This window comes from Citrobacter sp. C5_2 (genome assembly GCF_014596845.2).
Taxonomy (GTDB): Bacteria; Pseudomonadota; Gammaproteobacteria; order Enterobacterales; family Enterobacteriaceae; genus Citrobacter; species Citrobacter werkmanii.
Genome location: NZ_CP115032.1, coordinates 4,692,003 through 4,714,899, shown reverse-complemented (window position 1 = coordinate 4,714,899; position 22,897 = coordinate 4,692,003). Strand labels below are relative to the sequence as shown.

At 53.9% G+C, this 22,897-nt stretch carries 22 protein-coding genes; 17 read left to right on the top strand and 5 right to left on the bottom strand.

What is annotated here, in order from left to right; translation table 11 throughout:
* Positions 1-12: 12 nt before the first annotated feature.
* The 4 genes from ICA20_RS22905 (at position 13) to ubiA (ending at position 3,993) form a co-directional block, all read left to right on the top strand.
* The gene (locus ICA20_RS22905; RefSeq protein WP_038636248.1) at positions 13-1,368 is read left to right on the top strand and encodes a maltoporin; all 1,356 of its coding nucleotides are present in this window, start codon (positions 13-15) and stop codon (positions 1,366-1,368) included.
* Positions 1,369-1,481: 113 nt separating this feature from the next.
* Positions 1,482-2,429 carry a maltose operon protein MalM gene (malM, locus tag ICA20_RS22900; protein ID WP_038636250.1) on the top strand — a complete coding sequence of 316 codons (948 nt, stop codon included), beginning with the start codon at positions 1,482-1,484 and terminating at the stop codon, positions 2,427-2,429.
* 180 nt (positions 2,430-2,609) lie between these two features.
* Positions 2,610-3,107, top strand: coding sequence for a chorismate lyase (ubiC, locus tag ICA20_RS22895; RefSeq protein ID WP_038636252.1), 498 nt, complete (start codon positions 2,610-2,612; stop codon positions 3,105-3,107).
* 13 nt (positions 3,108-3,120) lie between these two features.
* Positions 3,121-3,993 carry a 4-hydroxybenzoate octaprenyltransferase gene (ubiA, locus tag ICA20_RS22890; RefSeq protein ID WP_003826589.1) on the top strand — a complete coding sequence of 291 codons (873 nt, stop codon included), beginning with the start codon at positions 3,121-3,123 and terminating at the stop codon, positions 3,991-3,993.
* Between the two features lie 54 nt (positions 3,994-4,047).
* Here ubiA and plsB read toward each other — a convergent pair whose 3' ends face one another.
* On the bottom strand, positions 4,048-6,468 hold the full coding sequence (gene plsB, locus ICA20_RS22885; protein WP_038636254.1) for a glycerol-3-phosphate 1-O-acyltransferase PlsB: 2,421 nt from the start codon (positions 6,466-6,468) through the stop codon (positions 4,048-4,050).
* A gap of 171 nt (positions 6,469-6,639) precedes the next feature.
* Between plsB and ICA20_RS22880 the strand changes: the two genes are divergently transcribed.
* The 4 genes from ICA20_RS22880 (at position 6,640) to ICA20_RS22865 (ending at position 9,524) form a co-directional block, all read left to right on the top strand.
* Positions 6,640-7,008 carry a diacylglycerol kinase gene (locus ICA20_RS22880; RefSeq protein ID WP_003826594.1) on the top strand — a complete coding sequence of 123 codons (369 nt, stop codon included), beginning with the start codon at positions 6,640-6,642 and terminating at the stop codon, positions 7,006-7,008.
* A gap of 109 nt (positions 7,009-7,117) precedes the next feature.
* Positions 7,118-7,726, top strand: coding sequence for a transcriptional repressor LexA (gene lexA / locus ICA20_RS22875; RefSeq protein WP_003031703.1), 609 nt, complete (start codon positions 7,118-7,120; stop codon positions 7,724-7,726).
* A gap of 131 nt (positions 7,727-7,857) precedes the next feature.
* Positions 7,858-9,183 (top strand): MATE family efflux transporter DinF, encoded by a 1,326-nt coding sequence (gene dinF, locus ICA20_RS22870; RefSeq protein WP_038636256.1) that lies wholly within the window; start codon positions 7,858-7,860, stop codon positions 9,181-9,183.
* 131 nt (positions 9,184-9,314) lie between these two features.
* Positions 9,315-9,524 (top strand): CsbD family protein, encoded by a 210-nt coding sequence (locus ICA20_RS22865; protein WP_006688302.1) that lies wholly within the window; start codon positions 9,315-9,317, stop codon positions 9,522-9,524.
* A 41-nt stretch (positions 9,525-9,565) separates the two neighbouring features.
* Here ICA20_RS22865 and zur read toward each other — a convergent pair whose 3' ends face one another.
* Positions 9,566-10,084, bottom strand: a complete 519-nt coding sequence (zur, locus tag ICA20_RS22860; protein ID WP_038636258.1) for a zinc uptake transcriptional repressor Zur — start codon at positions 10,082-10,084, stop codon at positions 9,566-9,568.
* 114 nt (positions 10,085-10,198) lie between these two features.
* On the opposite strand from zur, the gene ICA20_RS22855 reads away from it, so the two are divergent.
* The 3 genes from ICA20_RS22855 to pspG all read left to right on the top strand — a co-directional run bounded on the left by ICA20_RS22855 (position 10,199) and on the right by pspG (position 12,169).
* Entirely contained in the window at positions 10,199-10,687 is a 489-nt protein-coding gene (locus ICA20_RS22855; protein WP_038636260.1) for a cupin domain-containing protein, read from the top strand.
* Between the two features lie 106 nt (positions 10,688-10,793).
* Positions 10,794-11,792 carry a tRNA dihydrouridine(20/20a) synthase DusA gene (gene dusA / locus ICA20_RS22850; RefSeq protein WP_038636262.1) on the top strand — a complete coding sequence of 333 codons (999 nt, stop codon included), beginning with the start codon at positions 10,794-10,796 and terminating at the stop codon, positions 11,790-11,792.
* Positions 11,793-11,926: 134 nt separating this feature from the next.
* Positions 11,927-12,169, top strand: a complete 243-nt coding sequence (gene pspG, locus ICA20_RS22845) for an envelope stress response protein PspG (protein WP_016155352.1) — start codon at positions 11,927-11,929, stop codon at positions 12,167-12,169.
* A gap of 164 nt (positions 12,170-12,333) precedes the next feature.
* On the opposite strand, the gene ICA20_RS22840 is transcribed toward pspG, so the two are convergent.
* Entirely contained in the window at positions 12,334-13,317 is a 984-nt protein-coding gene (locus ICA20_RS22840; RefSeq protein WP_038642960.1) for a quinone oxidoreductase, read from the bottom strand.
* Positions 13,318-13,381: 64 nt separating this feature from the next.
* Between ICA20_RS22840 and dnaB the strand changes: the two genes are divergently transcribed.
* From dnaB to ICA20_RS22815, 5 genes are all read left to right on the top strand, one after another.
* The gene (gene dnaB, locus ICA20_RS22835; RefSeq protein ID WP_003826610.1) at positions 13,382-14,797 is read left to right on the top strand and encodes a replicative DNA helicase; all 1,416 of its coding nucleotides are present in this window, start codon (positions 13,382-13,384) and stop codon (positions 14,795-14,797) included.
* 145 nt (positions 14,798-14,942) lie between these two features.
* Entirely contained in the window at positions 14,943-16,022 is a 1,080-nt protein-coding gene (alr, locus tag ICA20_RS22830; RefSeq protein WP_038636265.1) for an alanine racemase, read from the top strand.
* 134 nt (positions 16,023-16,156) lie between these two features.
* Positions 16,157-17,350, top strand: coding sequence for an aromatic amino acid transaminase (tyrB, locus tag ICA20_RS22825; RefSeq protein WP_038636267.1), 1,194 nt, complete (start codon positions 16,157-16,159; stop codon positions 17,348-17,350).
* A 245-nt stretch (positions 17,351-17,595) separates the two neighbouring features.
* Complete coding sequence (gene aphA, locus ICA20_RS22820; protein WP_038636269.1) at positions 17,596-18,309, top strand: acid phosphatase AphA; 714 nt, start codon at positions 17,596-17,598, stop codon at positions 18,307-18,309.
* A 126-nt stretch (positions 18,310-18,435) separates the two neighbouring features.
* Complete coding sequence (locus ICA20_RS22815) at positions 18,436-18,792, top strand: MmcQ/YjbR family DNA-binding protein (RefSeq protein ID WP_038636271.1); 357 nt, start codon at positions 18,436-18,438, stop codon at positions 18,790-18,792.
* Positions 18,793-18,877: 85 nt separating this feature from the next.
* On the opposite strand, the gene uvrA is transcribed toward ICA20_RS22815, so the two are convergent.
* Positions 18,878-21,700: an excinuclease ABC subunit UvrA gene (uvrA, locus tag ICA20_RS22810; RefSeq protein WP_038636273.1), complete on the bottom strand. Its 2,823-nt coding sequence runs from the start codon at positions 21,698-21,700 to the stop codon at positions 18,878-18,880.
* Between the two features lie 251 nt (positions 21,701-21,951).
* On the opposite strand from uvrA, the gene ssb1 reads away from it, so the two are divergent.
* A complete protein-coding gene (gene ssb1 / locus ICA20_RS22805; RefSeq protein ID WP_003826621.1) occupies positions 21,952-22,476 on the top strand; it encodes a single-stranded DNA-binding protein SSB1 in 525 nt (174 codons plus the stop codon).
* Between the two features lie 65 nt (positions 22,477-22,541).
* Here the strand turns inward: ssb1 and ICA20_RS22800 are convergent, their stop codons facing one another.
* Positions 22,542-22,823, bottom strand: coding sequence for a YjcB family protein (locus ICA20_RS22800; RefSeq protein ID WP_038636276.1), 282 nt, complete (start codon positions 22,821-22,823; stop codon positions 22,542-22,544).
* Positions 22,824-22,897 lie beyond the last annotated feature (74 nt).

Genomic DNA, 22,897 nt, shown 5'->3' with positions numbered 1-22,897 from the left:
GGAGATAGAACGATGATTACTCTGCGCAAACTTCCTCTGGCGGTTGCTGTGGCAGCAGGCATTATGTCTGTTCAGGCAATGGCTGTGGATTTCCATGGTTATGCTCGTTCCGGTATCGGCTGGACGGGTAGCGGCGGCGAACAACAATGTTTCCAGGCAACAGGTGCACAAAGTAAATACCGTCTCGGTAACGAATGTGAAACCTATGCGGAAATCAAATTAGGCCAGGAAGTGTGGAAAGAAGGCGATAAGAGCTTCTACTTCGACACCAACGTCGCCTACTCCGTAGCACAGCAGAATGACTGGGAAGGGACTGACCCGGCCTTCCGTGAAGCCAACGTGCAGGGTAAAAACCTGATTGAATGGCTGCCAGGCTCTACTATCTGGGCCGGTAAGCGCTTCTACCAACGTCATGACGTGCACATGATCGACTTCTACTACTGGGATATTTCAGGTCCTGGCGCCGGTATTGAAAACATTGATCTGGGCTTCGGTAAACTGTCTCTGGCCGCGAGCCGTTCTCAGGAAGCGGGTGGTTCATACGCGTTCAGCAGCCAGAATATCTATGATCGTACCAAAGACACCGCCAACGACGTATTTGACGTTCGTTTAGCGCAGTTGGCAACGAACACTGACGGTATGTTGGAACTGGGTGTTGACTACGGTCGTGCGAATACGACAGATGATTACAGCCTGGCAGACGGCGCATCAAAAGATGGCTGGATGTTCACCGCTGAACATACTCAGAGCATGCTGAAGGGCTACAACAAGTTTGTTGTTCAGTACGCGACAGACTCCATGACCACGCAGGGTAAAGGTTTGAACCAGGGTTCTTACGGTTCTTCTTCCTTCACCATTACTAATCCAGATGGTAGTAAAACCAATTACGCCAATAACGTGATTAATAACAACGGTAGCCTGGTGCGTATTCTCGACCACGGCGCCATCTCCCTGGGCGACAAATGGGATCTGATGTACGTCGGTATGTACCAGAACCTTGATATGGATAACGATCTGGGTACCGAATGGTACACCGTCGGTATCCGCCCGATGTACAAATGGACGCCAATCATGAGCACCCTGATGGAAGTCGGCTACGACAACGTCAAATCTCAGCAGACTGGCGATCGCAACAGCCAGTACAAAATCACCCTCGCGCAACAGTGGCAGGCTGGCGACAGCATCTGGTCCCGCCCGGCAATTCGTGTCTTCGCAACCTATGCCAAGTGGGATGAGGAGTGGGGCTACGTCAAAAATGGTAACGACGTAACCAAATATGCAGCTGCAACGAACTCTGGTATCAGCACCACCAGCCGTGGCGACAGCGATGAGTGGTCCTTCGGTGCTCAGATGGAAATCTGGTGGTAATTCAGCACTAACCTGACGTAAAGACCGAAAGAGGGGCGTAAGCCCCTCTTGATTACGGTTTAGCGCGCTATTGCCTGGCCACCGCTGAACCCATGCTATCTGAGGTGATAACAATGAAAATGAAGAAAAGTCTCGTTGCCCTTTGTTTATCTGCAGGGTTATTTGCCAGCGCGCCTGGCATCAGCCTGGCCGATGTGAATATTGTTCCGCAGAACACCACCGCGGCGCCTGCTATTCCCACTGCTGCGTTGCAACAGCTAACCTGGACGCCTGTTGATCAATCCAAAACTCAGTCCACGCAGCTTGCGAGCGCGGGCCAGCGTTTGGATGTTGCTGGTATTACCGGTCCGGTCGCGGCCTGGAGCGTACCGGCCAATATTGGCGAGTTAACTCTGACGCTAACCAGTGAAGTAAACAAACAAACCAGCGTATTTGCGCCAAACGTCTTAATTCTTGATCAGAACATGACGCCATCTGCGTTCTTCCCCAGCAGCTATTTCACCTACCAGGAGCCCGGCGTGATGAGTGCCGATCGCCTGGAAGGCGTAATGCGTCTGACGCCAGCGCTGGGCCAGCAAAAGCTCTATGTTCTGGTCTTTACGACGGATAAAGACCTCCAACAGACCACGACCCTGCTTGATCCGGCAAAAGCCTATGCCAAGGGCGTCGGTAACGCCGTTCCCGATATTCCGGACCCGATCGCGCGTCATACCACCGATGGTCTGTTGAAATTGAAAGTCAAAACCAGCTCGTCCTCCAGTGTGTTGGTGGGGCCGCTGTTCGGTTCTTCCGGTCCTGGCCCTGTCACTGTCGGCAATACCGCAGCGCCTGCAGTGACTTATGCGGCTCCGGCAGCAGCGGTTGCCGCTCCTGCGCCGCAGCCGGTGAAGAAAAGTGAGCCGATGCTGAACGACACCGAAACCTATTTTAATCAGGCGATTAAGGATGCCGTGGCGAAAGGCGATGTCGATAAAGCGCTGAAGCTGCTTGATGAAGCTGAACGTCTGGGATCCAAATCAGCCCGATCCACCTTTATCAGCAGTGTAAAAGGCAAGGGGTAAACATCTCCCCACATTGTTGATTTTGCAACAACTGGTGCGTCTCCTGGCGCACCTTTTTTTATCCTTCAGTGCGAATTGTTACGCTTATGTTGCTCTGCCGATCACTTAATTGTGTTTGCTCACCCCGTAATGCCTTTTCTGCGATACAATGCCTTTAGGTTATAAATCGGAGAGTAAGGCATGCCACACCCTGCGTTAACGCAACTGCGTGCGCTGCGTTATTTTGATGCGATCCCGGCGCTGGACCCGCAACTGCTCGACTGGTTGTTACTGGAAGATTCCATGACCAAACGTTTTGAGCAGCAGGGCAAAGAAGTCACCGTCACGTTGATTCGCGAAGCGTTCGTTGGGCAAAATGAGGTGGCTGAAGAACTGACGCTGCTGCCTAAAGAGTCCCGCTATTGGTTACGCGAAATCCTGTTATGCGCGGATGGTGAACCCTGGCTTGCCGGGCGTACCGTGGTGCCTGAATCCACCCTGTGTGGCCCTGAACTGGCCTTACAAAACCTGGGGAAAACACCGCTCGGACGCTACCTGTTTACGTCATCGACATTGACCCGAGATTTTATTGAGATTGGCCGCGATGCAGCGCTGTGGGGGCGTCGTTCCCGCCTGCGGCTGAGCGGTAAGCCGTTGATGCTTACCGAGCTTTTTCTGCCTGCATCGCCGTTGTACTGAGAGGAAGATAAAGATGGAGTGGAGTCTGACGCAGAATAAGCTGCTGGCGTTTCACCGCTTGATGCGTACGGATAAGCCAATCGGCGCCTTACTGCTGCTCTGGCCTACGCTGTGGGCATTATGGGTAGCAACCCCTGGTATGCCGCAACTGTGGATCCTGGCGGTTTTTGTCGCCGGCGTATGGTTAATGCGCGCTGCCGGATGCGTGGTGAATGACTATGCCGATAGGAAGTTTGACGGCCACGTTAAGCGTACCGCGAATCGACCACTGCCGAGCGGGGCTGTCACCGAGAAAGAAGCCCGAACGCTGTTTGTCGTACTGGTATTGCTGGCCTTCCTGCTGGTATTGACGCTCAATACGATGACCATTTTGTTGTCCGTTGCGGCACTAGCGCTGGCGTGGGTTTACCCGTTTATGAAGCGCTATACGCATTTGCCGCAGGTGGTGCTGGGGGCGGCGTTTGGCTGGTCGATCCCGATGGCGTTCGCCGCCGTGAGCGAGTCCGTACCGCTGAGCTGCTGGCTGATGTTCCTCGCCAATATCCTCTGGGCGGTGGCCTATGATACGCAGTATGCAATGGTTGACCGCGATGATGACCTGAAGATCGGTATTAAATCGACCGCGATTCTGTTCGGCCAGAACGACAAGCTGATTATTGGTATTCTGCAGGTGGGCGTGCTGGTGCTGATGGCGCTGGTGGGCTGGTTAAACGGGTTGGGACTGGGCTATTACTGGTCTCTGTTAGTGGCTGGGGCGCTGTTTGTGTATCAGCAGAAACTGATCGTCAACCGTGAACGTGACGCCTGCTTTAAAGCGTTTATGAACAATAACTATGTTGGTCTGGTGCTGTTCTTAGGCCTGGCAATGAGCTACTGGCATTTTTGAGTTTGGCTTAGCCTGCAAAATAAAAACCGGTCATTTCGACCGGTTTTTTTATGCTTACTCGCCTTGTGTGGCGCTCTCGATGGTCAGACGCACATCCGACGTGACCAGTTCGGCCAGCATCTGATAGATCTTCATCGTCTCTTCCGGTTCGGCATCTCCGGTATCGCTGATATATCCTTCGTCACGCAGCGTCAGCACCAGAGAGCTGAACACGGCCTTGTCGAAGAATTCCGGTGCGTTAATGCCATGCAGGACGGAAAGACGCTGTGCCACGGTGCGGCTCTCTTTCTCCAGCGTACCACGGTTGATAGATGGGTTAGCGCTCAGCAGCCAGAAGGTAATAGCGTAGCGCTGCAACGTCTCACGAGCACCCGCCGCCAGCAGTTGTAGCGTACGGGAGCGGGCCGGATTGATATGCAGTTCGTCATCGTCCAGGGTGATGAGTCCCTGGCGCTGCATTTCGCTGGCCAGTTCGTCGATCACGCCAGCGAGTTCGTCACGCTCCCAGCGCAGGAACAGCTCCGCTTTCAGCATTGGGTATAGCGCTTCAATATGCTGCAGCAGCGCGGCGCGTGAAATATGACGATGCTGGGTTACAATGGCCGCCATTAACGAAGGCAGAACCAGCATATGCGCAATGTTGTTGCGGTAGTACGTCATCAATACCGCCTGCTCGCGCGGCAGAATGATGATGTCGCCAATGGTGTCTTTCTCGACCTCAAACTTGTTCATCTGCAAGGCATGGTCAATCAGTTCACTGGCGCTCTGCGCAGGAACCGTCGCATCCGGGGCATACGGTACGTTGCGCAGCAGACTCAGATAGCAATCGAGTTGTTCAGTCAACTGCTCACGGGTCAGAGAGCGCTGGCGGGAAGCCAGTAACGCGGTACAGCACAGGTTCATGGCGTTGGCCGCGCCTGCGTTGTTAATGCGTACCATCAGATCGGCGGCAATGTTATTTACCGTCGGCGTCAGCCAGGCTGGACGGATAGACTCGATAGGATCGATAGATTCACGCCACTCCGGCACATGCTGGTTGAGGTAAGTCATCAACGGCATCGGCTCGCCAAAGTTAACGTAACCCTGACCCAGATTACGCAGCTTGCTTAAGCCACGCAGCATTTGCGGCAGGCTCTCTTTCTCTTTCGTCGCGCCCCGCAGTTCTTTCGCATACGTGCCCACTTCCATGACGTGCTCGTAGCCGATGTAGATCGGTACGAGGGTAATCGGACGCGTACCGCCGCGCAGCATCGCCTGAATGGTCATCGACAGCGTGCCGGTTTTCGGGTCAAGCAAACGACCAGTACGTGAACGACCGCCTTCGACAAAGTACTCAACCGAGTAGCCGCGGCTGAACAACTCGCCCAGGTATTCGCGGAAAACGGTGGAATAAAGCTTGTTGCCCTTGAAGGTACGACGAATAAAGAACGCGCCCAGGCGGCGGAAGATGGGACCTGCTGGCCAGAAATTCAGGTTGATGCCTGCCGCGATGTGCGGCGGAACCAGACCCTGATGATACAGCACGTACGACAGCAGCATATAGTCCATATGGCTGCGGTGGCACGGAACATAGACGATTTCGTGGCCATCGTGCGCCAACTGGCGTACACGCTCTGCATTATGAACGTTAATCCCCTGATACAGACGGTTCCAGGTAAAGCCCAGAATACGGTCTGTCAGACGGATCATCTCGTAGGAGAAGTTGGCGGCAATCTCTTCCATCAGCGCTATCGCATTTTGCTGCGCTTTTTCGTGGGAGATTTTTTTACTGCGCGCTTCATCTTCTACCGCGCGCGCGATAGCTTTTGAGGCCAACAGCTTGTTGAACAGATCCTGTCGGGCAGGGAGGCGCGGACCGACTGCGGCCAGGCGCTGGCGTGCAAAGTGCATACGCGCTACGCGCGCCAGCTTCTGGGCGATAATTTTATCTGTACCGTGTTCATCCGCCATGCGACGCAGAGAAACCGACGGGGAGAAGCGGACAAAGCTGTCGCGACCCAGCCAGGACACAGCAAAGAATTTTTGTACGCCGTTCAGCATACGTAGCGGCGGGTTGACCTCGCCTTTTTCGCGTCCAGGCGCACGGCCAAACATCACCGAAACCGGCACCATCTGCACATCCAGGTCTGGATTGCTGCGATGCAAGTCGAGATAGTTATGGAATAGCTTAATAGACTCTTCTTTTGGCGTGTAATAGGTGAAGACACGTGGGCCGCCGTGAATAAACACGTAGCGCGGCAGTAGAGTTCCGTCTATCTCCAGCGGTTCCAGGGGATCCGGGAGATCGTGCGCCAGACATTGGGCGCGCAGCGTCAGCAAGTCTGCTTTGGAGTTGTACGGTAGGACGTACATAATGGGGCGAGAAGTATCGAGCCCCAATTCCGGTGCGGGTTCCGCCGGAATAGACTTGCTTTTTACCAGTACGCTTAATGGTAAATTCAGTAATTTGTAGTAAATTCGTGGCCAGCCGGACATAAACGATGTAAAGCCTCTGGTTAATAATGCAAATGCGCTGCAAGGATATCAGAAAGTTTAGTGAATTTCTGGTGTATCCGGTCATACTTCGCGCTGCTTTGCCACACCCTGAAACAAACGGGGTAACGTTACAATGACATTGACGCTAATAATGTAAAAAGGTTCTTTTTGATGGCCAATAATACCACTGGATTCACCCGAATTATCAAAGCTGCAGGCTATTCCTGGAAAGGTTTTCGCGCCGCATGGATTAATGAGGCGGCATTTCGTCAGGAAAGCGTTGCCGTTCTGCTAGGCGTTGCCATCGCCTGCTGGCTGGACGTCGACGCCATTACGCGCGTGTTGCTGATTGGTTCCGTGATGCTGGTGATGATCGTTGAAATCCTCAATAGTGCGATTGAGGCGGTGGTTGATCGTATCGGTTCCGAGTACCACGAACTGTCTGGTCGTGCGAAAGACATGGGGTCGGCGGCGGTATTGCTGTCGATTTTTGTCGCCTTGATCACCTGGGGCATCCTGTTGTGGTCGCATTTGCGATAAAGATTCCGCAACTTCATCATTCTCCTGTTTTTTGTGCAGTTTGCGGTTCCAAAATCACCTTTAGCTGTATATACTCACAGCATAACTGTATATACACCCAGGGGGCGGAATGAAAGCGTTAACGGCCAGGCAGCAAGAGGTGTTTGATCTTATTAGAGATCACATCAGCCAGACAGGTATGCCACCGACGCGTGCGGAGATCGCGCAGCGTTTGGGGTTCCGTTCCCCAAACGCTGCTGAAGAACATCTGAAAGCGCTGGCGCGTAAAGGCGTGCTGGAAATTGTATCCGGCGCATCGCGTGGTATTCGTCTGTTGCAGGAAGAAGAAGAAGGTTTACCGCTTGTCGGTCGCGTTGCGGCAGGTGAGCCACTTCTGGCGCAGCAACACATCGAAGGCCATTATCAGGTCGATCCTTCACTGTTCAAACCGAACGCCGATTTTCTGCTGCGCGTCAGCGGTATGTCGATGAAAGACATCGGGATTATGGACGGTGATTTGCTGGCCGTGCATAAAACACAGGATGTGCGTAACGGTCAGGTTGTTGTTGCGCGCATTGACGATGAAGTGACGGTGAAGCGCCTGAAAAAACAGGGCAACAAGGTTGAACTCCTGCCAGAAAACAGCGAATTCAAACCCATTGTGGTCGACCTGCGCGAGCAAAGCTTCACTATTGAAGGGCTGGCGGTAGGCGTCATTCGTAACGGGGAATGGCTGTAATACTCTGTTGAGTCCCTGTAGGCCGGATAAGACGTTTGCGTCGCCATCCGGCAACTCGCCCGGTGGCACTGCGCTTACCGGGCCAGGGCAACATCTTCCAGTACCTCTAACTTCTTTTCAGGCTCCATTTCATGCCTTTCTTTACCTCCTCCGACAAAGCACTCTGGCGTCTTGCCTTACCGATGATCTTCTCCAATATCACCGTTCCCTTGCTGGGATTGGTCGATACCGCGGTCATTGGTCATCTGGATAGTCCAGTCTATCTTGGCGGCGTTGCCGTTGGCGCCACCGCGACCAGTTTTCTCTTTATGCTGCTGCTTTTTTTACGTATGAGCACCACAGGTCTTACCGCTCAGGCATTTGGCGCGAAAAATCCGCAGGCACTGGCGCGTGCGCTGGTGCAGCCGCTAATGCTGGCGCTGGGGGCGGGGCTGCTTATCGCAATGTTTCGTACGCCGATTATCGATCTGGCTCTGCATATTGTCGGCGGCAGTGAAGCCGTACTGGAGCAGGCCCGACGTTTCCTGGAAATCCGTTGGTTAAGCGCCCCTGCCTCGCTGGCGAATCTGGTGCTGCTCGGCTGGCTGCTTGGCGTTCAGTATGCGCGGGCGCCGGTTATCCTGCTGATTGTCGGTAATGTTCTCAATATTGTGCTCGATTTATGGCTGGTGATGGGCCTGCATATGAACGTGCAGGGCGCGGCGCTGGCGACGGTCACCGCCGAATATGCCACCTTGCTGATCGGTCTGTTAATGGTACGCAAAGTCCTGCATATGCGCGGTATTTCGCTGGCAATGTTGAAACAGGCCTGGCGTGGCAATTTCCGCCGCTTACTGGCGCTTAACCGCGACATCATGCTGCGCTCGCTGTTGCTACAGCTCTGTTTCGGTGCCATTACGGTGCTGGGCGCGCGCCTGGGGAGCGATATCATTGCGGTAAATGCCGTTCTGATGACCCTGCTGACCTTTACCGCCTACGCGCTGGACGGGTTTGCCTACGCCGTTGAAGCGCATTCTGGTCAGGCCTATGGCGCACGGGATGGCAGCCAGTTACTGGATGTCTGGCGCGCAGCCTGCCGACAGTCCGGTCTTGTGGCGATTCTGTTTTCGCTGGTTTATGCCCTGTTTGGCGAGCACATTATAGCGTTGCTGACCTCGCTCCCGCAGATTCAACTGCTGGCCGATCGTTATCTTATCTGGCAGGTGATTTTGCCGCTGGTTGGCGTCTGGTGTTATTTGCTGGACGGTATGTTTATCGGCGCAACACGGGCTGCAGAAATGCGCAACAGCATGGCCGTTGCCGCCGCGGGATTCGCATTAACGTTACTGGCTTTACCGCTGCTGGGTAACCACGGTTTGTGGCTGGCACTCACTGTGTTTCTCGCCCTGCGCGGGCTTTCACTGGCCTTTATCTGGCGACGTCACTGGCGCAACGGGACGTGGTTCGTTGAAGCCTGACGGTTAAAAATTCTGAATAGTGAATCGAATGCCGAATCAGTGACTACACTTATTCTCACGTCCAGCAGAAAAGATAGCGGAGTTGGACGAGATACTCTGGCTATTCACAACCTAACGATGAGGATTTGATGATGAATAAAGACGAAGTCGGCGGCAACTGGAAACAGTTCAAAGGTAAAGTGAAAGAGCAATGGGGCAAACTGACCGACGATGATATGACGGTCATTGAAGGCAAACGTGACCAACTGGTCGGTAAAGTCCAGGAGCGTTACGGTTATGCAAAAGATCAGGCGGAGAAAGAAGTCACTGACTGGGAAACCCGCAACGATTACCGCTGGTAATTAGTCCCCTCCTGAGAGTACAAGGATGTACGCTCTCTGGCTTAGCGACCGACTTTCTTTTTCACCAGAATTGAGTGGTCATGCTGACATTCGCCTGGATGGCGACAGGCTTCAACCTCCACGCATGCCGGGCACAGCCCGTGAGCTTCAATCACGTTATGCCGCAGAGCAAAACCCATTTTTGCCGCCAGCATATGCATGATGTCTTCCACACCTTCCGCACACTCTTCTTTTACCACGCCACAGCGATCGCAAATAAACATCGCAGAACTGTGGGTCGGTTGATCGAACAGGTGACACAGCACGTAGCTGTTGGTCGATTCCACTTTATGTACAAAACCTTGTTCCAGCAGAAAATCGAGCGCACGATAAACGGTCGGTGGCTTGGCCTGCGGCTCGGTTTCCCGTAGCAGGTCGAGCAGGTCATAAGCGCTAATAGCGCCTTCCTGCAGGCTCATCAGGCGCAGCACTTCGAGGCGCTGTGGCGTTAGCCGCACGTTGCGTTGCGCACAGAGTTTTTCAGCTTGAGCCAATAACTCCTGCGTGGTGGTTTTGTCCATTTGGCGCCTCGATTTGTGTGAAAGGTTAATCCCTTACTTTATCATGTTCTGCTTAAAACGCCGAGATCCGCCGCTGTGTGCTATACCTGACGCATCGTATTCTGGAGAATCCACATGAAAAGACCCGACTGTATTCGCCACTGGCGAGAGGTGGAGGGGGCTGATGACTCCACCTACCCCGACAGCAATGAACTTTTTGCTATTGGCGCGCCGCTTGCCCGTAAACTGGGGTTAGGAAGACTAGGTATTCATCATGAACGCCTGCCGCCGGGGCGTCGCACATCTTATCCTCATGCCGAAAGCGATGAAGAAGAGTTTATCTATGTGCTGGAAGGTTATCCGGAAGCCTGGATTAACGGCTATTTATGGAAGCTCGAACCTGGCGACAGCGTCGGTTTTCCGGCAGGAACCGGGGTGTGCCACACCTTTATCAATAACACCAGTGAAGAGGTGCGCTTGCTGGTCGTGGGTGAGGCAAACAAAAAATATAATCGCATTTATTACCCGCTTAACCCGGTCTATGCCGCCACGCGCGAGGATCGCTGGGTTGACCATCCGCCGCAGTTTTTTGGCCCACATGACGGCAAGCCGGGGCGCAAATAACGCTCTGTGAGAATATGCTGTGCGAGCCACGATGATGGGGCGCACTATCGCATCGGTCTATGCTATAGTAGCGCCCCTTTTTTAACCGGATGCTTGAATATTCGCCATGCTGCCTGAATCTCAGTCTACCGCTTTTCCCGCTCATCGTTTTTCTATCGCGCCGATGCTCGACTGGACGGACAGACATTGCCGCTACTTTTTGCGCTTACTGTCCCGCCAGACGCTGCTGTATACGGAGATGGTGACTACCGGAGCGATCATTCATGGTAAAGGCGATTATCTGGCGTATAGCGAAGAAGAACATCCGGTCGCGTTGCAACTGGGCGGGAGCGATCCGGCTGCGCTGGCGCAGTGTGCGAAGCTCGCTGAACAGCGGGGCTATGACGAAATTAACCTCAACGTGGGTTGTCCTTCCGACCGCGTACAGAATGGCATGTTTGGCGCCTGTCTGATGGGGAATGCGCAACTGGTCGCCGATTGCGTCAAGGCGATGCGCGATGTGGTGTCGATTCCGGTGACGGTGAAGACCCGAATCGGCATTGATGATCAGGACAGCTACGAATTCCTGTGCGATTTCATCAACACGGTATCTGGCAACGGCGAATGCGAGATGTTCATCATTCACGCCCGCAAGGCCTGGCTGTCCGGGTTAAGCCCGAAAGAAAACCGCGAGATCCCACCGCTGGATTATGACCGTGTTTATCAGTTAAAGCGTGATTTCCCGCATCTGACGATGTCGATCAACGGCGGTATTAAATCGCTGGAAGAAGCGAAAAAGCATCTGCAACATATGGATGGCGTGATGGTGGGGCGTGAAGCCTATCAAAATCCCGGAATTCTGGCGTCGGTCGACCGCGAAATTTTTGCTGCCGCTACTCATGATGCCGATCCGGTCGCCGTGGTGCGTGCCATGTACCCATATATTGAGCGTGAACTGAGTCAGGGCACTTATCTGGGGCATGTGACGCGCCATATGCTGGGACTGTTTCAGGGAATCCCCGGCGCACGTCAGTGGCGTCGTTACCTGAGTGAGAACGCGCATAAAGCCGGAGCCGATATTAACGTCCTGGAACATGCTTTGAAGCTGGTGGCCGATAAGCGTTAGTTTCTCACTAAAAGTTAGTTAATTTCACCACACCCTGCGCGTTGTCACAGGGTATTTTGTTTTATAAATCAGTAGATTAACTTTGGCATGTTTCTTGTAAAGGAATGAAGAGTATTTTATTTCGGGAGAGAGTCATGCTGGAACTACTTTTTGTGATTGGATTTTTTATCATGCTGATGGTCACCGGCGTCTCGTTGCTGGGGGTGCTGGCCGCGCTGGTGGTAGCCACCGTCGTCATGTTTTTGGGCGGGCTATTTGCCTTGATGATTAAACTGTTGCCCTGGCTGTTACTGGCCGTTGCCGTGGTGTGGGTGATCAAGGCGATAAAAGCGCCAAAAGTCCCACAGTATCAGCGCAATAACCGCCGATTTTACTAAGGTATTGAGTGGTCCGTCACAACCTGAAACATTGCCTTTAGAACCAAATAGGAATTGATTATCAAATCTGTCACTATTGCCTGGTTAACGAATTCATCGAGCTGTACCCTACATACAGCCGAACTAAAAAAAAGAAAGGGCTTCCTGCGGGAAGCCCTAATTCTTTACGGGATTAGCAGACTCGATCCCTGCGTGGCGCGACTTTCCAGCACTTCATGAGCACGCTGCGCGTCGTGCAGCGCAAATGTCTGACCAGGTGCGACATCCACTTTGATCACCCCGCTGGCAATCAGCGAGAACAGCTCATTGCTGGCTTCGGTTAATTCATGGTGGTTGGTGATGTAACCCTGGAGCGAAGGGCGGGTAACGTACAGCGAACCTTTCTGATTCAGAATCCCTAAATTTACACCTGTCACGGGTCCGGACGCGTTGCCAAAACTGACCATCAGTCCGCGGCGCTGCAGACAATCGAGAGACGCCTCCCAGGTATCTTTCCCCACCGAGTCGTACACCACCCGCACTTTTTTACCGCCGGTGATCTCTTTTACCCGCTCAACAATGCTTTCTTCACGATAGTTAATTACCTGCCACGCGCCGGCCTGCTGCGCAATTTGCGCTTTTTGCGCATTGCCGACGGTGCCAATCAGTTTCGCTCCCAACGCTTTCGCCCACTGACAAGCGATCAGGCCGACGCCACCTGCGGCTGCGTGGAATAAAAATGGTTCGTCAGGCTGGATTTCATAGGTTTTGCGCAACAGGTAAAAAACGGTCAGCCCCTTCAGAAACGAGGCGGCTGCCTGTTCAAACGAGATAGCGTTAGGCAGAATAGCGGCTTTATCAGCCGGCACGTTATGCACTGAGCTGTAAGCGCCAAGCGCAGACTGAGCATACACCACGCGATCGCCAGCTTTGATGTGCGTCACTTTGCTGCCAACTTTGCTGACCACGCCTGCGGCTTCGGTACCCAGACCGCTGGGCAGAGAAGGCGGCGGATAAAGACCACTGCGGATGTAGGTGTCGATGTAGTTGATCCCTATCGCTTTATTCTCGACCTGGATTTCGTTTTCCGCCGGGTCAACCGGCGTAAACTCCACAGCCTTGAGTACATCAGGCCCACCATGCTTGTGAAATTCAATACGTGTTGCCATGCTTCCTCCAAAAGAAATGTGGTAATCTTTCGACCCAATCATTATCTCGGTAACTCCATTCACTATGGCAGGAAATAAACCCTTCAACAAACAACAGACTGATGCTCGTGAGCGCGATCCCCAGGTCGCCGGGCTGAAAGTACCGCCGCACTCGATTGAAGCGGAACAGTCGGTGTTGGGCGGTTTAATGCTGGATAACGAACGCTGGGATGACGTGGCCGAACGCGTGGTCGCGGAGGATTTTTATACCCGCCCGCACCGGCATATCTTTACGGAAATGCATCGCCTGCAGGAGATGGGAAAACCCATCGATCTGATTACCCTGGCAGAGTCGCTGGAGGTTCAGGGCCAACTGGACAGCGTCGGCGGTTTTGCGTACCTGGCTGAGTTATCGAAAAATACGCCAAGTGCGGCCAACATCAGCGCTTATGCGGATATCGTCCGCGAACGTGCCGTTGTCCGTGACATGATTTCGGTCGCGAACGAAATTGCGGAAGCCGGATTCGATCCGCAAGGACGTTCCAGTGAAGACCTGCTGGATCTTGCGGAGTCTCGCGTCTTTAAAATCGCTGAAAGCCGCGCCAACAAAGACGAAGGCCCGAAAAACATTACCGATGTGCTCGACGCTACCGTCGCGCGTATCGAGCAGCTATTCCAGCAGCCGCACGACGGCGTCACCGGGGTGAACACCGGTTATGACGACCTCAACAAAAAAACCGCTGGTTTGCAGCCGTCAGACCTCATCATCGTCGCCGCGCGTCCGTCGATGGGTAAAACGACATTTGCAATGAACCTCGTCGAAAATGCGGCGATGTTGCAGGATAAGCCGGTTCTTATCTTTAGTCTTGAAATGCCCTCAGAGCAGATCATGATGCGTTCCCTGGCCTCGCTTTCACGCGTAGACCAAACAAAAATTCGTACTGGTCAACTGGATGACGAAGACTGGGCGCGAATTTCCGGAACAATGGGTATTTTGCTGGAGAAACGAAACATCTATATTGATGACTCCTCCGGCCTGACGCCAACGGAAGTGCGTTCGCGTGCCCGTCGTATCGCCCGTGAACACGGCGGTATCGGACTTATCATGATCGACTACCTGCAGCTGATGCGCGTGCCGTCGCTTTCCGACAACCGTACGCTGGAAATTGCTGAAATTTCCCGCTCGCTGAAAGCGTTAGCGAAAGAACTGCATGTGCCGGTGGTGGCGCTGTCGCAGCTTAACCGCTCTCTGGAACAACGCGCCGACAAGCGTCCGGTCAACTCAGATCTGCGTGAATCCGGCTCCATCGAGCAGGATGCCGACTTAATCATGTTTATCTATCGTGATGAGGTTTATCACGAAAACAGCGACTTAAAAGGCATCGCCGAAATTATTATTGGTAAGCAGCGTAACGGTCCGATCGGAACGGTTCGCCTGACTTTTAACGGACAGTGGTCGCGATTCGACAACTATGCGGGCCCACAATACGACGACGAATAAATCTCCGTCATCCTTCATGCTGCAGATGCGTTGACTTCGCCCGTTCACCCCGGTCACTTAGTTTACTAAGCTTCCGGGGATTCTCAGGCTTGTCGCCTTTCTGCAACACGAATGATTTAGGAGATTCTTTTATTAAGGAATACACATGCAAGCGGCAACTGTAGTTATTAACCGCCGCGCTCTGCGACACAACCTGCAACGTCTGCGTGAACTGGCTCCTGCCAGTAAACTGGTTGCGGTCGTGAAAGCGAACGCTTACGGCCATGGTCTGTTAGAGACCGCGCGAACGCTCCCCGATGCGGACGCTTTTGGTGTCGCTCGTCTTGAAGAAGCCCTGCGGCTGCGCGCGGGTGGCATCACGCAGCCTATCCTGCTACTGGAGGGATTTTTCGATGCCACCGATCTGCCGACTATCTCCGCGCAGCGTCTGCATACCGCCGTACACAACCTGGAGCAACTCGAGGCCCTGGAGGCCGCAAAACTGGCTGAATCGGTCACCGTCTGGATGAAGCTCGACACGGGCATGCACCGCCTGGGCGTGCGTCCTGAGCAGGCCGAGGCGTTTTATCAGCGCCTGACGCAATGTGAAAATGTGCGCCAGCCGGTCAATATCGTCAGCCACTTTGCGCGCGCGGACGAGCCTGAGTGTGGCGCGACTGAAAAGCAGCTCGATATCTTTAATAGCTTCTGTGAAGGCAAACCGGGGCAGCGTTCGATTGCCGCATCCGGTGGTATTCTGCTATGGCCGCAATCTCACTTCGACTGGGCGCGTCCGGGGCTGATTCTGTACGGTGTCTCACCGCTGGAAAACCACTCTATCGGTGCCGATTTTGGCTGCCAGCCGGTGATGTCGCTAACCTCCAGCCTGATTGCGGTGCGTGATCACAAAGCGGGCGAACCGGTCGGCTATGGCGGTACCTGGCAGAGCGAGCGCGACACGCGTTTAGGCGTGGTGGCGATGGGTTATGGTGATGGTTACCCGCGTGCGGCGCCGTCTGGAACACCGGTGCTGGTCAATGGCCGTGAAGTGCCGATCGTTGGTCGCGTCGCGATGGATATGATCTGCGTCGATTTAGGCCCTGAGGCACAGGATAAGGCCGGTGATTCAGTGATTCTTTGGGGTGAAGGTTTGCCCGTGGAACGCATTGCTGAAATGACGAAAGTAAGTGCTTACGAACTTATCACGCGCCTGACCTCAAGGGTGGCGATGAAGTATATCGACTAAGTTCATGATATGCCGGACAGGCGGAACGCCGCCATCCGGCAATATGCTCGCCAACTGCAACATCCTCTCGATCTTCTTCCGCTTCCGGTTTATTGTGTTCTTATCCTCTGCCTGTAAACCTGGAGAACCACCTCGTGTTTCAAAAAGTTGACGCCTACGCTGGCGACCCGATTTTATCGCTCATGGAGCGATTCAAAGAAGATTCACGTAGCGACAAAGTGAACCTCAGCATTGGTCTGTACTACAACGAAGACGGCATTATTCCTCAGCTTAAAGCGGTGGCGGAGGCGGAAGCCCGACTTAATGCCCAACCGCATGGCGCTTCGCTGTATCTACCGATGGAAGGTCTGAACACGTATCGTAATACCATTGCGCCGCTGCTGTTTGGCGCGGATCATCCGGTTCTCCTGCAACAGCGTGTCGCAACCATTCAGACGCTGGGTGGTTCCGGGGCGCTAAAAATTGGCGCAGACTTCCTGAAACGCTATTTCCCTGACTCTGGCGTATGGGTCAGCGATCCAACATGGGAAAACCATATCGCGATTTTTGAAGGGGCTGGATTCGAAGTGAGTACTTACCCCTGGTATGACAATGAAACCAACGGGGTACGTTTCAATGACCTGCTGGCCACGCTGAATACCTTACCAGCGCGCAGCATCGTGCTGCTGCATCCGTGCTGCCATAACCCGACCGGTGCAGATTTAACCCCTGCGCAATGGGATGCCGTTATTGAGATTCTGAAATCGCGCGATCTGATCCCGTTCCTCGACATTGCCTATCAGGGCTTTGGCGGCGGAATGCAAGACGATGCTTACGCGATCCGCTCTATAGCCAGCGCCGGATTACCCGCTCTGGTCAGTAACTCATTTTCTAAAATTTTCTCTTTATACGGCGAGCGCGTCGGTGGGCTGTCTGTGGTATGTGAAGACGCCGATGCGGCAAGCCGCGTTCTGGGGCAATTAAAAGCGACCGTACGTCGTAACTACTCCAGCCCGCCGAACTTTGGTGCGCAGGTGGTCGCTACGGTACTGGGTGATGACGCGCTGAAAGCCAGCTGGCTGGCGGAAGTCGAAGAGATGCGTACCCGCATTCTGGCAATGCGCCAGGAGCTGGTTAACGTGCTGAGCGCTGAAATTCCTGGCCGTAACTTTGACTATCTGCTGCAACAGCGCGGCATGTTCAGCTATACCGGGCTTAGCGCCGCTCAGGTCGATCGCCTGCGTGATGAGTTTGGTGTGTACCTGATTGCCAGTGGTCGTATGTGCGTGGCCGGATTGAATCACGCTAACGTGCAGCGCGTGGCGAAGGCCTTTGCTGCCGTTATGTAACAATCTGGTTTGCCGGATGGCGGCGTCAACGCTTTATCCGGCCTACAAGAGCATTGGTTTTTTTCGTTTGTAGGCCGGATAAGCGTAGCGCCATCAGGCACGCTTTTCTGTGTGATCGTGCTCTTTTTCTGTAACAAAACCAGAGAAAATCCTTCCTTTCCCTCCCCTCAGGGGGTAAGGTCAGATAGTTTTTTGACCAGTTGTTAATAAAAAAATGATAACTAACTGACTGCTTAGGGAAAAATATGCGCAAGTTTACGTTGGCACTGAGTGCCGTTTGTTTATTGTTCACGTTAAATCAGCCTGCTCAGGCATTAGTTTCTTCTCCCTCGCAGCTCAATCCAGGCACCAACGTTGCAAAACTCGCCGAGCAGGCCCCCATTCACTGGGTTTCCGTGGCGCAAATTGAAAACAGTCTGACTGGACGCCCGCCGATGGCCGTCGGGTTTGATATTGATGACACCGTCCTTTTTTCCAGTCCGGGCTTCTGGCGCGGTAAGAAAACGTACTCTCCGGACAGTGAAGATTACCTGAAGAATCCGGCTTTCTGGGAGAAAATGAACAACGGCTGGGACGAGTTCAGTATTCCAAAAGAAGTGGCGCGCCAGTTAATTGATATGCATGTGCGTCGTGGCGATAGCATTTTCTTCGTTACCGGACGTAGCCCGACGAAGACTGAAACGGTATCGAAAACGCTGGCTGATAACTTTCACATCCCGGCCGCCAATATGAATCCGGTCATTTTTGCCGGCGACAAGCCGGGCCAGAACACCAAAACGCAGTGGTTACAGGATAAAAACGTGCGCATGTTCTACGGCGATTCTGACAATGACATCACCGCTGCTCGCGACGTGGGTATTCGCGGTATTCGTATTTTACGTGCTTCCAACTCCACCTATAAACCGCTACCCCAGGCTGGCGCGTTTGGTGAAGAGGTGATCGTAAATTCTGAGTATTAAAGGCGCAGGCTGCTGTTTGGTGGTTTTTTAAACAAATTTGCGTTACCGGCTTTTACCTTTTGCGGACTTGCTGCACACTGAATAAAAGATGTTCTCATTAGGCGAGTGCTGGTAAGGGGAATAAAGATGACGAATTCGGAGTTGCTGCAATACTGCATGGCTAAAACGGGCGCGGAGCAGAGCGTGCACAGTGACTGGAAAGCCACACAAATCAAAGTCGAAGATGTACTCTTTGCCATGGTAAAAGAGGTAGAAGAACGCCCGGCGGTCTCTCTGAAAACCAGCCCTGAACTGGCGGAATTACTGCGTCAGCAGCATAGCGATGTACGACCAAGCAGGCATCTGAATAAAGCGCACTGGAGCACGGTGTATCTGGACGGCTCGCTGCCGGATTCGCAGATTTATTATCTGGTTGATGCCTCTTATCAGCTGGCGGTAAACACGCTGCCGGAAGATAAACGTCGGATATTGGCGCAGCCCTGATCTGTTTCGCCGGATGCGGCGCAAGCGCCTTATCCGGCCTACAAGAAATTATGCATATTCTGTAGGCCAGATAAGTGTTGCGCAATTACAACAGCGGTTTGAGGAAGCGGGCCGTGTGTGAAGCTTCACACTCAGCGACCGTTTCTGGTGTGCCGGAGACCAGAATTTCCCCGCCGCCGCTACCGCCTTCCGGACCGAGATCGACAATCCAGTCAGCGGTTTTGATTACGTCCAGATTGTGCTCAATCACCACGATGGTGTTGCCCTGATCGCGCAACTGATGCAGCACGTCCAGTAACTGCTGAATATCCGCAAAATGCAGACCGGTGGTCGGTTCATCAAGGATATACAACGTCTGCCCGGTGCCGCGTTTTGACAGTTCGCGCGCCAGCTTCACGCGCTGCGCTTCGCCGCCGGAGAGCGTAGTGGCCGACTGGCCGAGACGGATATACGTCAGGCCCACGTCCATCAGCGTTTGTAGCTTACGCGCCAGCGCCGGGACGGCATCGAAGAACTCGCGTGCTTCTTCAATGGTCATATCCAGCACTTCGTGGATGGTCTTGCCCTTGTACTTAATCTCCAGCGTTTCGCGGTTATAGCGCTTGCCTTTACACTGGTCGCACGGCACGTAGATATCCGGCAGGAAGTGCATTTCAACTTTGATCACGCCGTCGCCCTGACAGGCTTCACAGCGTCCGCCGCGAACGTTAAAGCTGAAACGACCCGGCGTGTAACCGCGCGCGCGGGACTCTGGTACGCCAGCAAACAGTTCGCGCACCGGCGTAAACACACCGGTGTAGGTTGCCGGGTTGGATCGCGGAGTACGACCAATCGGGCTTTGGTCAATGTCGATCACTTTGTCGAAATGTTCCAGGCCCTGAACATCGCGGTACGGCGCAGGTTCAGCCAGCGTGGCGCCGTTCAGCGCTGTCTGCGCAATCGGGAACAGCGTGTCGTTGATCAGCGTCGATTTACCCGAACCAGAAACCCCTGTAATGCAGGTGAACAGGCCAACCGGCAGCGTCAGGGTGACATCTTTCAGGTTGTTGCCGCGCGCGCCGGTAAGCTTCAGCACTTTTTCCGGATCGGCCGCCACGCGCTGTTTCGGTACTTCAATTTTACGCTTACCGCTCATGTACTGGCCGGTCAGCGACTCAGGCACCGCCATGATGTCGTCGAGCGTCCCTTCGGCAACCACCTGGCCGCCGTGAACGCCAGCGCCCGGGCCGATATCGATAACGTGGTCAGCGGCGCGAATCGCATCTTCATCGTGCTCGACCACAATCACGGTATTACCCAGATTACGCAGATGGATGAGCGTGCCCAACAGACGTTCGTTATCGCGCTGATGCAGACCAATAGACGGTTCATCCAGGACGTACATCACGCCGACCAGACCCGCGCCGATCTGGCTTGCCAGACGAATACGCTGGGCTTCGCCGCCGGAGAGCGTTTCCGCTGAACGCGACAGCGTCAGGTAGTTGAGGCCGACGTTGACCAGGAATTTCAGACGATCGCCAATCTCTTTAAGAATTTTCTCTGCAATCTTCGCTCGCTGACCGGCAAGCTTCAGGTTGTTGAAGAAATCCATCGCATGACCGATGCTCATGTCGGAAATTGCGGGCAGCGGCGTATTTTCAACAAATACGTGGCGGGCTTCCCGGCGCAAACGCGTCCCTTCACAGCTGGCGCACGGGCGGTTGCTGATGAATTTGGCTAATTCCTCGCGTACCGCGCTGGATTCCGTCTCTTTATAACGGCGCTCCATATTGTGCAATACGCCTTCGAACGGATGGCGACGTACGGACGTATCGCCGCGATCGTTCATGTATTTAAATTCGATATTCTCTTTACCGGAACCGTACAGCACCACTTTATGCACGGCGGGGTTCAGGCTGGCCCATGGGGCTTCGACGTCGAATTTATAGTGTTCCGCCAGTGACTTAAGCATCTGGAAGTAGTAGAAGTTGCGGCGATCCCAGCCGCGGATAGCGCCACCGGCCAGCGACAGTTCCGGGTTTTGAATCACCCGGTCAGGATCGAAATACTGTTGTACGCCGAGGCCGTCACAGGTCGGGCATGCGCCCGCCGGGTTGTTGAATGAAAACAGACGCGGTTCCAGTTCGCGCATGCTGTAGCCGCAGATCGGGCAGGCGAAGTTGGCAGAGAACAGCAGCTCTTCCGCTTTCGGGTCGTCCATATCGGCAACCACTGCCGTACCGCCGGACAGTTCCAGCGCGGTTTCAAACGATTCCGCCAGGCGCTGGGTGAGATCGTCACGTACTTTAAAGCGGTCAATTACCACTTCAATGGTGTGTTTCTTTTGCAGCTCAAGCTTGGGCGGATCGGACAGGTCGCACACTTCCCCGTCGATACGGGCGCGGATATAGCCCTGGCCTGCCAGGTTTTCCAGCGTTTTGGTGTGTTCGCCTTTACGCTCTTTAATTATCGGCGCCAGCAGCATCAGACGCTTGCCTTCCGGCTGCGACAGGACGTTGTCCACCATCTGACTCACGGTCTGCGCCGCCAGGGGAACGTCGTGATCCGGGCAGCGCGGTTCGCCAACGCGGGCAAACAGCAGGCGCAGATAGTCGTGAATTTCGGTAATCGTACCTACCGTGGATCGCGGGTTATGGGATGTCGATTTTTGCTCGATTGAGATGGCGGGAGACAGCCCCTCAATGTGGTCGACATCCGGCTTTTCCATCAGTGACAGAAACTGACGCGCGTACGCGGAAAGGGATTCAACGTAACGACGCTGTCCTTCGGCATACAAGGTGTCGAAAGCGAGCGAAGATTTGCCTGAGCCCGAAAGCCCGGTGACGACAATCAGCTTGTCGCGCGGGATGACGAGGTTGATGTTTTTGAGATTATGGGTGCGGGCGCCCCGAACTTCGATCTTATCCATTCATCTTTCCCGGATTAAACGCTTTTTTGCCTGGCTGCATGGTGCTACCGGCGATCACAAACGGTTAATTATGACACAACCTGACCTGAATGGATATACAGTATTGGAATGCAAAACGCAGGTGTCTGTGCAACAATGTCTATCCGGGGTTGTTTACTGGAATCGATCTCGCAACGTAGTAAAAGCGCTATTGGAAATGCTACAATCCCGCGCTTACACTTATTCAGTAACGTTTTTCAGGAGACACGATCATGGCCAGCAGAGGCGTAAACAAGGTGATTCTCGTCGGTAATCTGGGCCAGGACCCGGAAGTACGCTATATGCCGAATGGTGGCGCAGTTGCCAACATTACGCTGGCTACTTCCGAATCCTGGCGTGATAAAGCGACCGGCGAAATGAAAGAGCAGACTGAATGGCACCGTGTCGTGCTGTTCGGCAAACTGGCAGAAGTAGCCAGCGAATATCTGCGTAAAGGTTCTCAGGTCTATATCGAAGGCCAGCTACGTACCCGCAAATGGACCGATCAGTCCGGCGTAGAAAAGTACACCACTGAAGTTGTGGTTAACGTTGGCGGCACCATGCAAATGCTGGGTGGCCGTCAGGGTGGTGGTGCTCCGGCAGGCGGCGGTCAGCAGCAGGGCGGTTGGGGTCAGCCTCAGCAGCCGCAGGGCGGCAATCAGTTCAGCGGCGGCGCGCAGTCTCGCCCGCAGCAGTCAGCTCCGGCAGCGCCGTCTAACGAGCCGCCGATGGATTTCGACGACGATATTCCGTTCTAATTTTTCTGCTTTATACGAAAAATAATGGCTACCTCAAAACAGGGGTAGCCATATGTAATTTTTTATCAGTTCAACACCATCGGCCAGTCTGGCGGTGTGTGGCTCATCACTTCAACCATCACGTTTTCAATGTTCTTCCAGATTGCGGACATATCCACCAGGGTTATGCCGAGCAGCCCGGTTGCAAACCAGCAGGCGAAAACCAGTCCCAAACCACTACTAATGACGGCCAGGCCAATATAATCTGATTTACGAAAACGGATATTGAGCGTGCTGGCTAAAAACATCAGCACCGCGCTGAGTAGCTGCCATCGCAGAAGAACCACGCCAGTTGTTATCGTTGCCATGAAAAAACGTCCTCAGAAAGTCTTGATGCCCATGACAGCGCGGGGGTGTTCACCGAGGGTGTAGTACTCTGGCT

Excerpts from the sequence above, each read along its gene's own strand:
- plsB (WP_038636254.1), bottom strand. The coding sequence starts at position 6,468 with ATGTCCGGCTGGCCACGAATTTACTACAAATTACTGAATTTACCATTA.
- ubiC (WP_038636252.1), top strand. The coding sequence starts at position 2,610 with ATGCCACACCCTGCGTTAACGCAACTGCGTGCGCTGCGTTATTTTGAT.
- ICA20_RS22905 (WP_038636248.1), top strand. The coding sequence starts at position 13 with ATGATTACTCTGCGCAAACTTCCTCTGGCGGTTGCTGTGGCAGCAGGC.
- zur (WP_038636258.1), bottom strand. The coding sequence starts at position 10,084 with ATGGACAAAACCACCACGCAGGAGTTATTGGCTCAAGCTGAAAAACTC.
- ICA20_RS22865 (WP_006688302.1), top strand. The coding sequence starts at position 9,315 with ATGAATAAAGACGAAGTCGGCGGCAACTGGAAACAGTTCAAAGGTAAA.
- dnaB (WP_003826610.1), top strand. The coding sequence starts at position 13,382 with ATGGCAGGAAATAAACCCTTCAACAAACAACAGACTGATGCTCGTGAG.
- alr (WP_038636265.1), top strand. The coding sequence starts at position 14,943 with ATGCAAGCGGCAACTGTAGTTATTAACCGCCGCGCTCTGCGACACAAC.
- dusA (WP_038636262.1), top strand. The coding sequence starts at position 10,794 with ATGCTGCCTGAATCTCAGTCTACCGCTTTTCCCGCTCATCGTTTTTCT.
- ICA20_RS22800 (WP_038636276.1), bottom strand. The coding sequence starts at position 22,823 with ATGGCAACGATAACAACTGGCGTGGTTCTTCTGCGATGGCAGCTACTC.
- lexA (WP_003031703.1), top strand. The coding sequence starts at position 7,118 with ATGAAAGCGTTAACGGCCAGGCAGCAAGAGGTGTTTGATCTTATTAGA.
- pspG (WP_016155352.1), top strand. The coding sequence starts at position 11,927 with ATGCTGGAACTACTTTTTGTGATTGGATTTTTTATCATGCTGATGGTC.
- aphA (WP_038636269.1), top strand. The coding sequence starts at position 17,596 with ATGCGCAAGTTTACGTTGGCACTGAGTGCCGTTTGTTTATTGTTCACG.
- ubiA (WP_003826589.1), top strand. The coding sequence starts at position 3,121 with ATGGAGTGGAGTCTGACGCAGAATAAGCTGCTGGCGTTTCACCGCTTG.
- ICA20_RS22840 (WP_038642960.1), bottom strand. The coding sequence starts at position 13,317 with ATGGCAACACGTATTGAATTTCACAAGCATGGTGGGCCTGATGTACTC.
- ICA20_RS22815 (WP_038636271.1), top strand. The coding sequence starts at position 18,436 with ATGACGAATTCGGAGTTGCTGCAATACTGCATGGCTAAAACGGGCGCG.
- ICA20_RS22855 (WP_038636260.1), top strand. The coding sequence starts at position 10,199 with ATGAAAAGACCCGACTGTATTCGCCACTGGCGAGAGGTGGAGGGGGCT.
- ICA20_RS22880 (WP_003826594.1), top strand. The coding sequence starts at position 6,640 with ATGGCCAATAATACCACTGGATTCACCCGAATTATCAAAGCTGCAGGC.
- malM (WP_038636250.1), top strand. The coding sequence starts at position 1,482 with ATGAAAATGAAGAAAAGTCTCGTTGCCCTTTGTTTATCTGCAGGGTTA.
- dinF (WP_038636256.1), top strand. The coding sequence starts at position 7,858 with ATGCCTTTCTTTACCTCCTCCGACAAAGCACTCTGGCGTCTTGCCTTA.
- uvrA (WP_038636273.1), bottom strand. The coding sequence starts at position 21,700 with ATGGATAAGATCGAAGTTCGGGGCGCCCGCACCCATAATCTCAAAAAC.
- ssb1 (WP_003826621.1), top strand. The coding sequence starts at position 21,952 with ATGGCCAGCAGAGGCGTAAACAAGGTGATTCTCGTCGGTAATCTGGGC.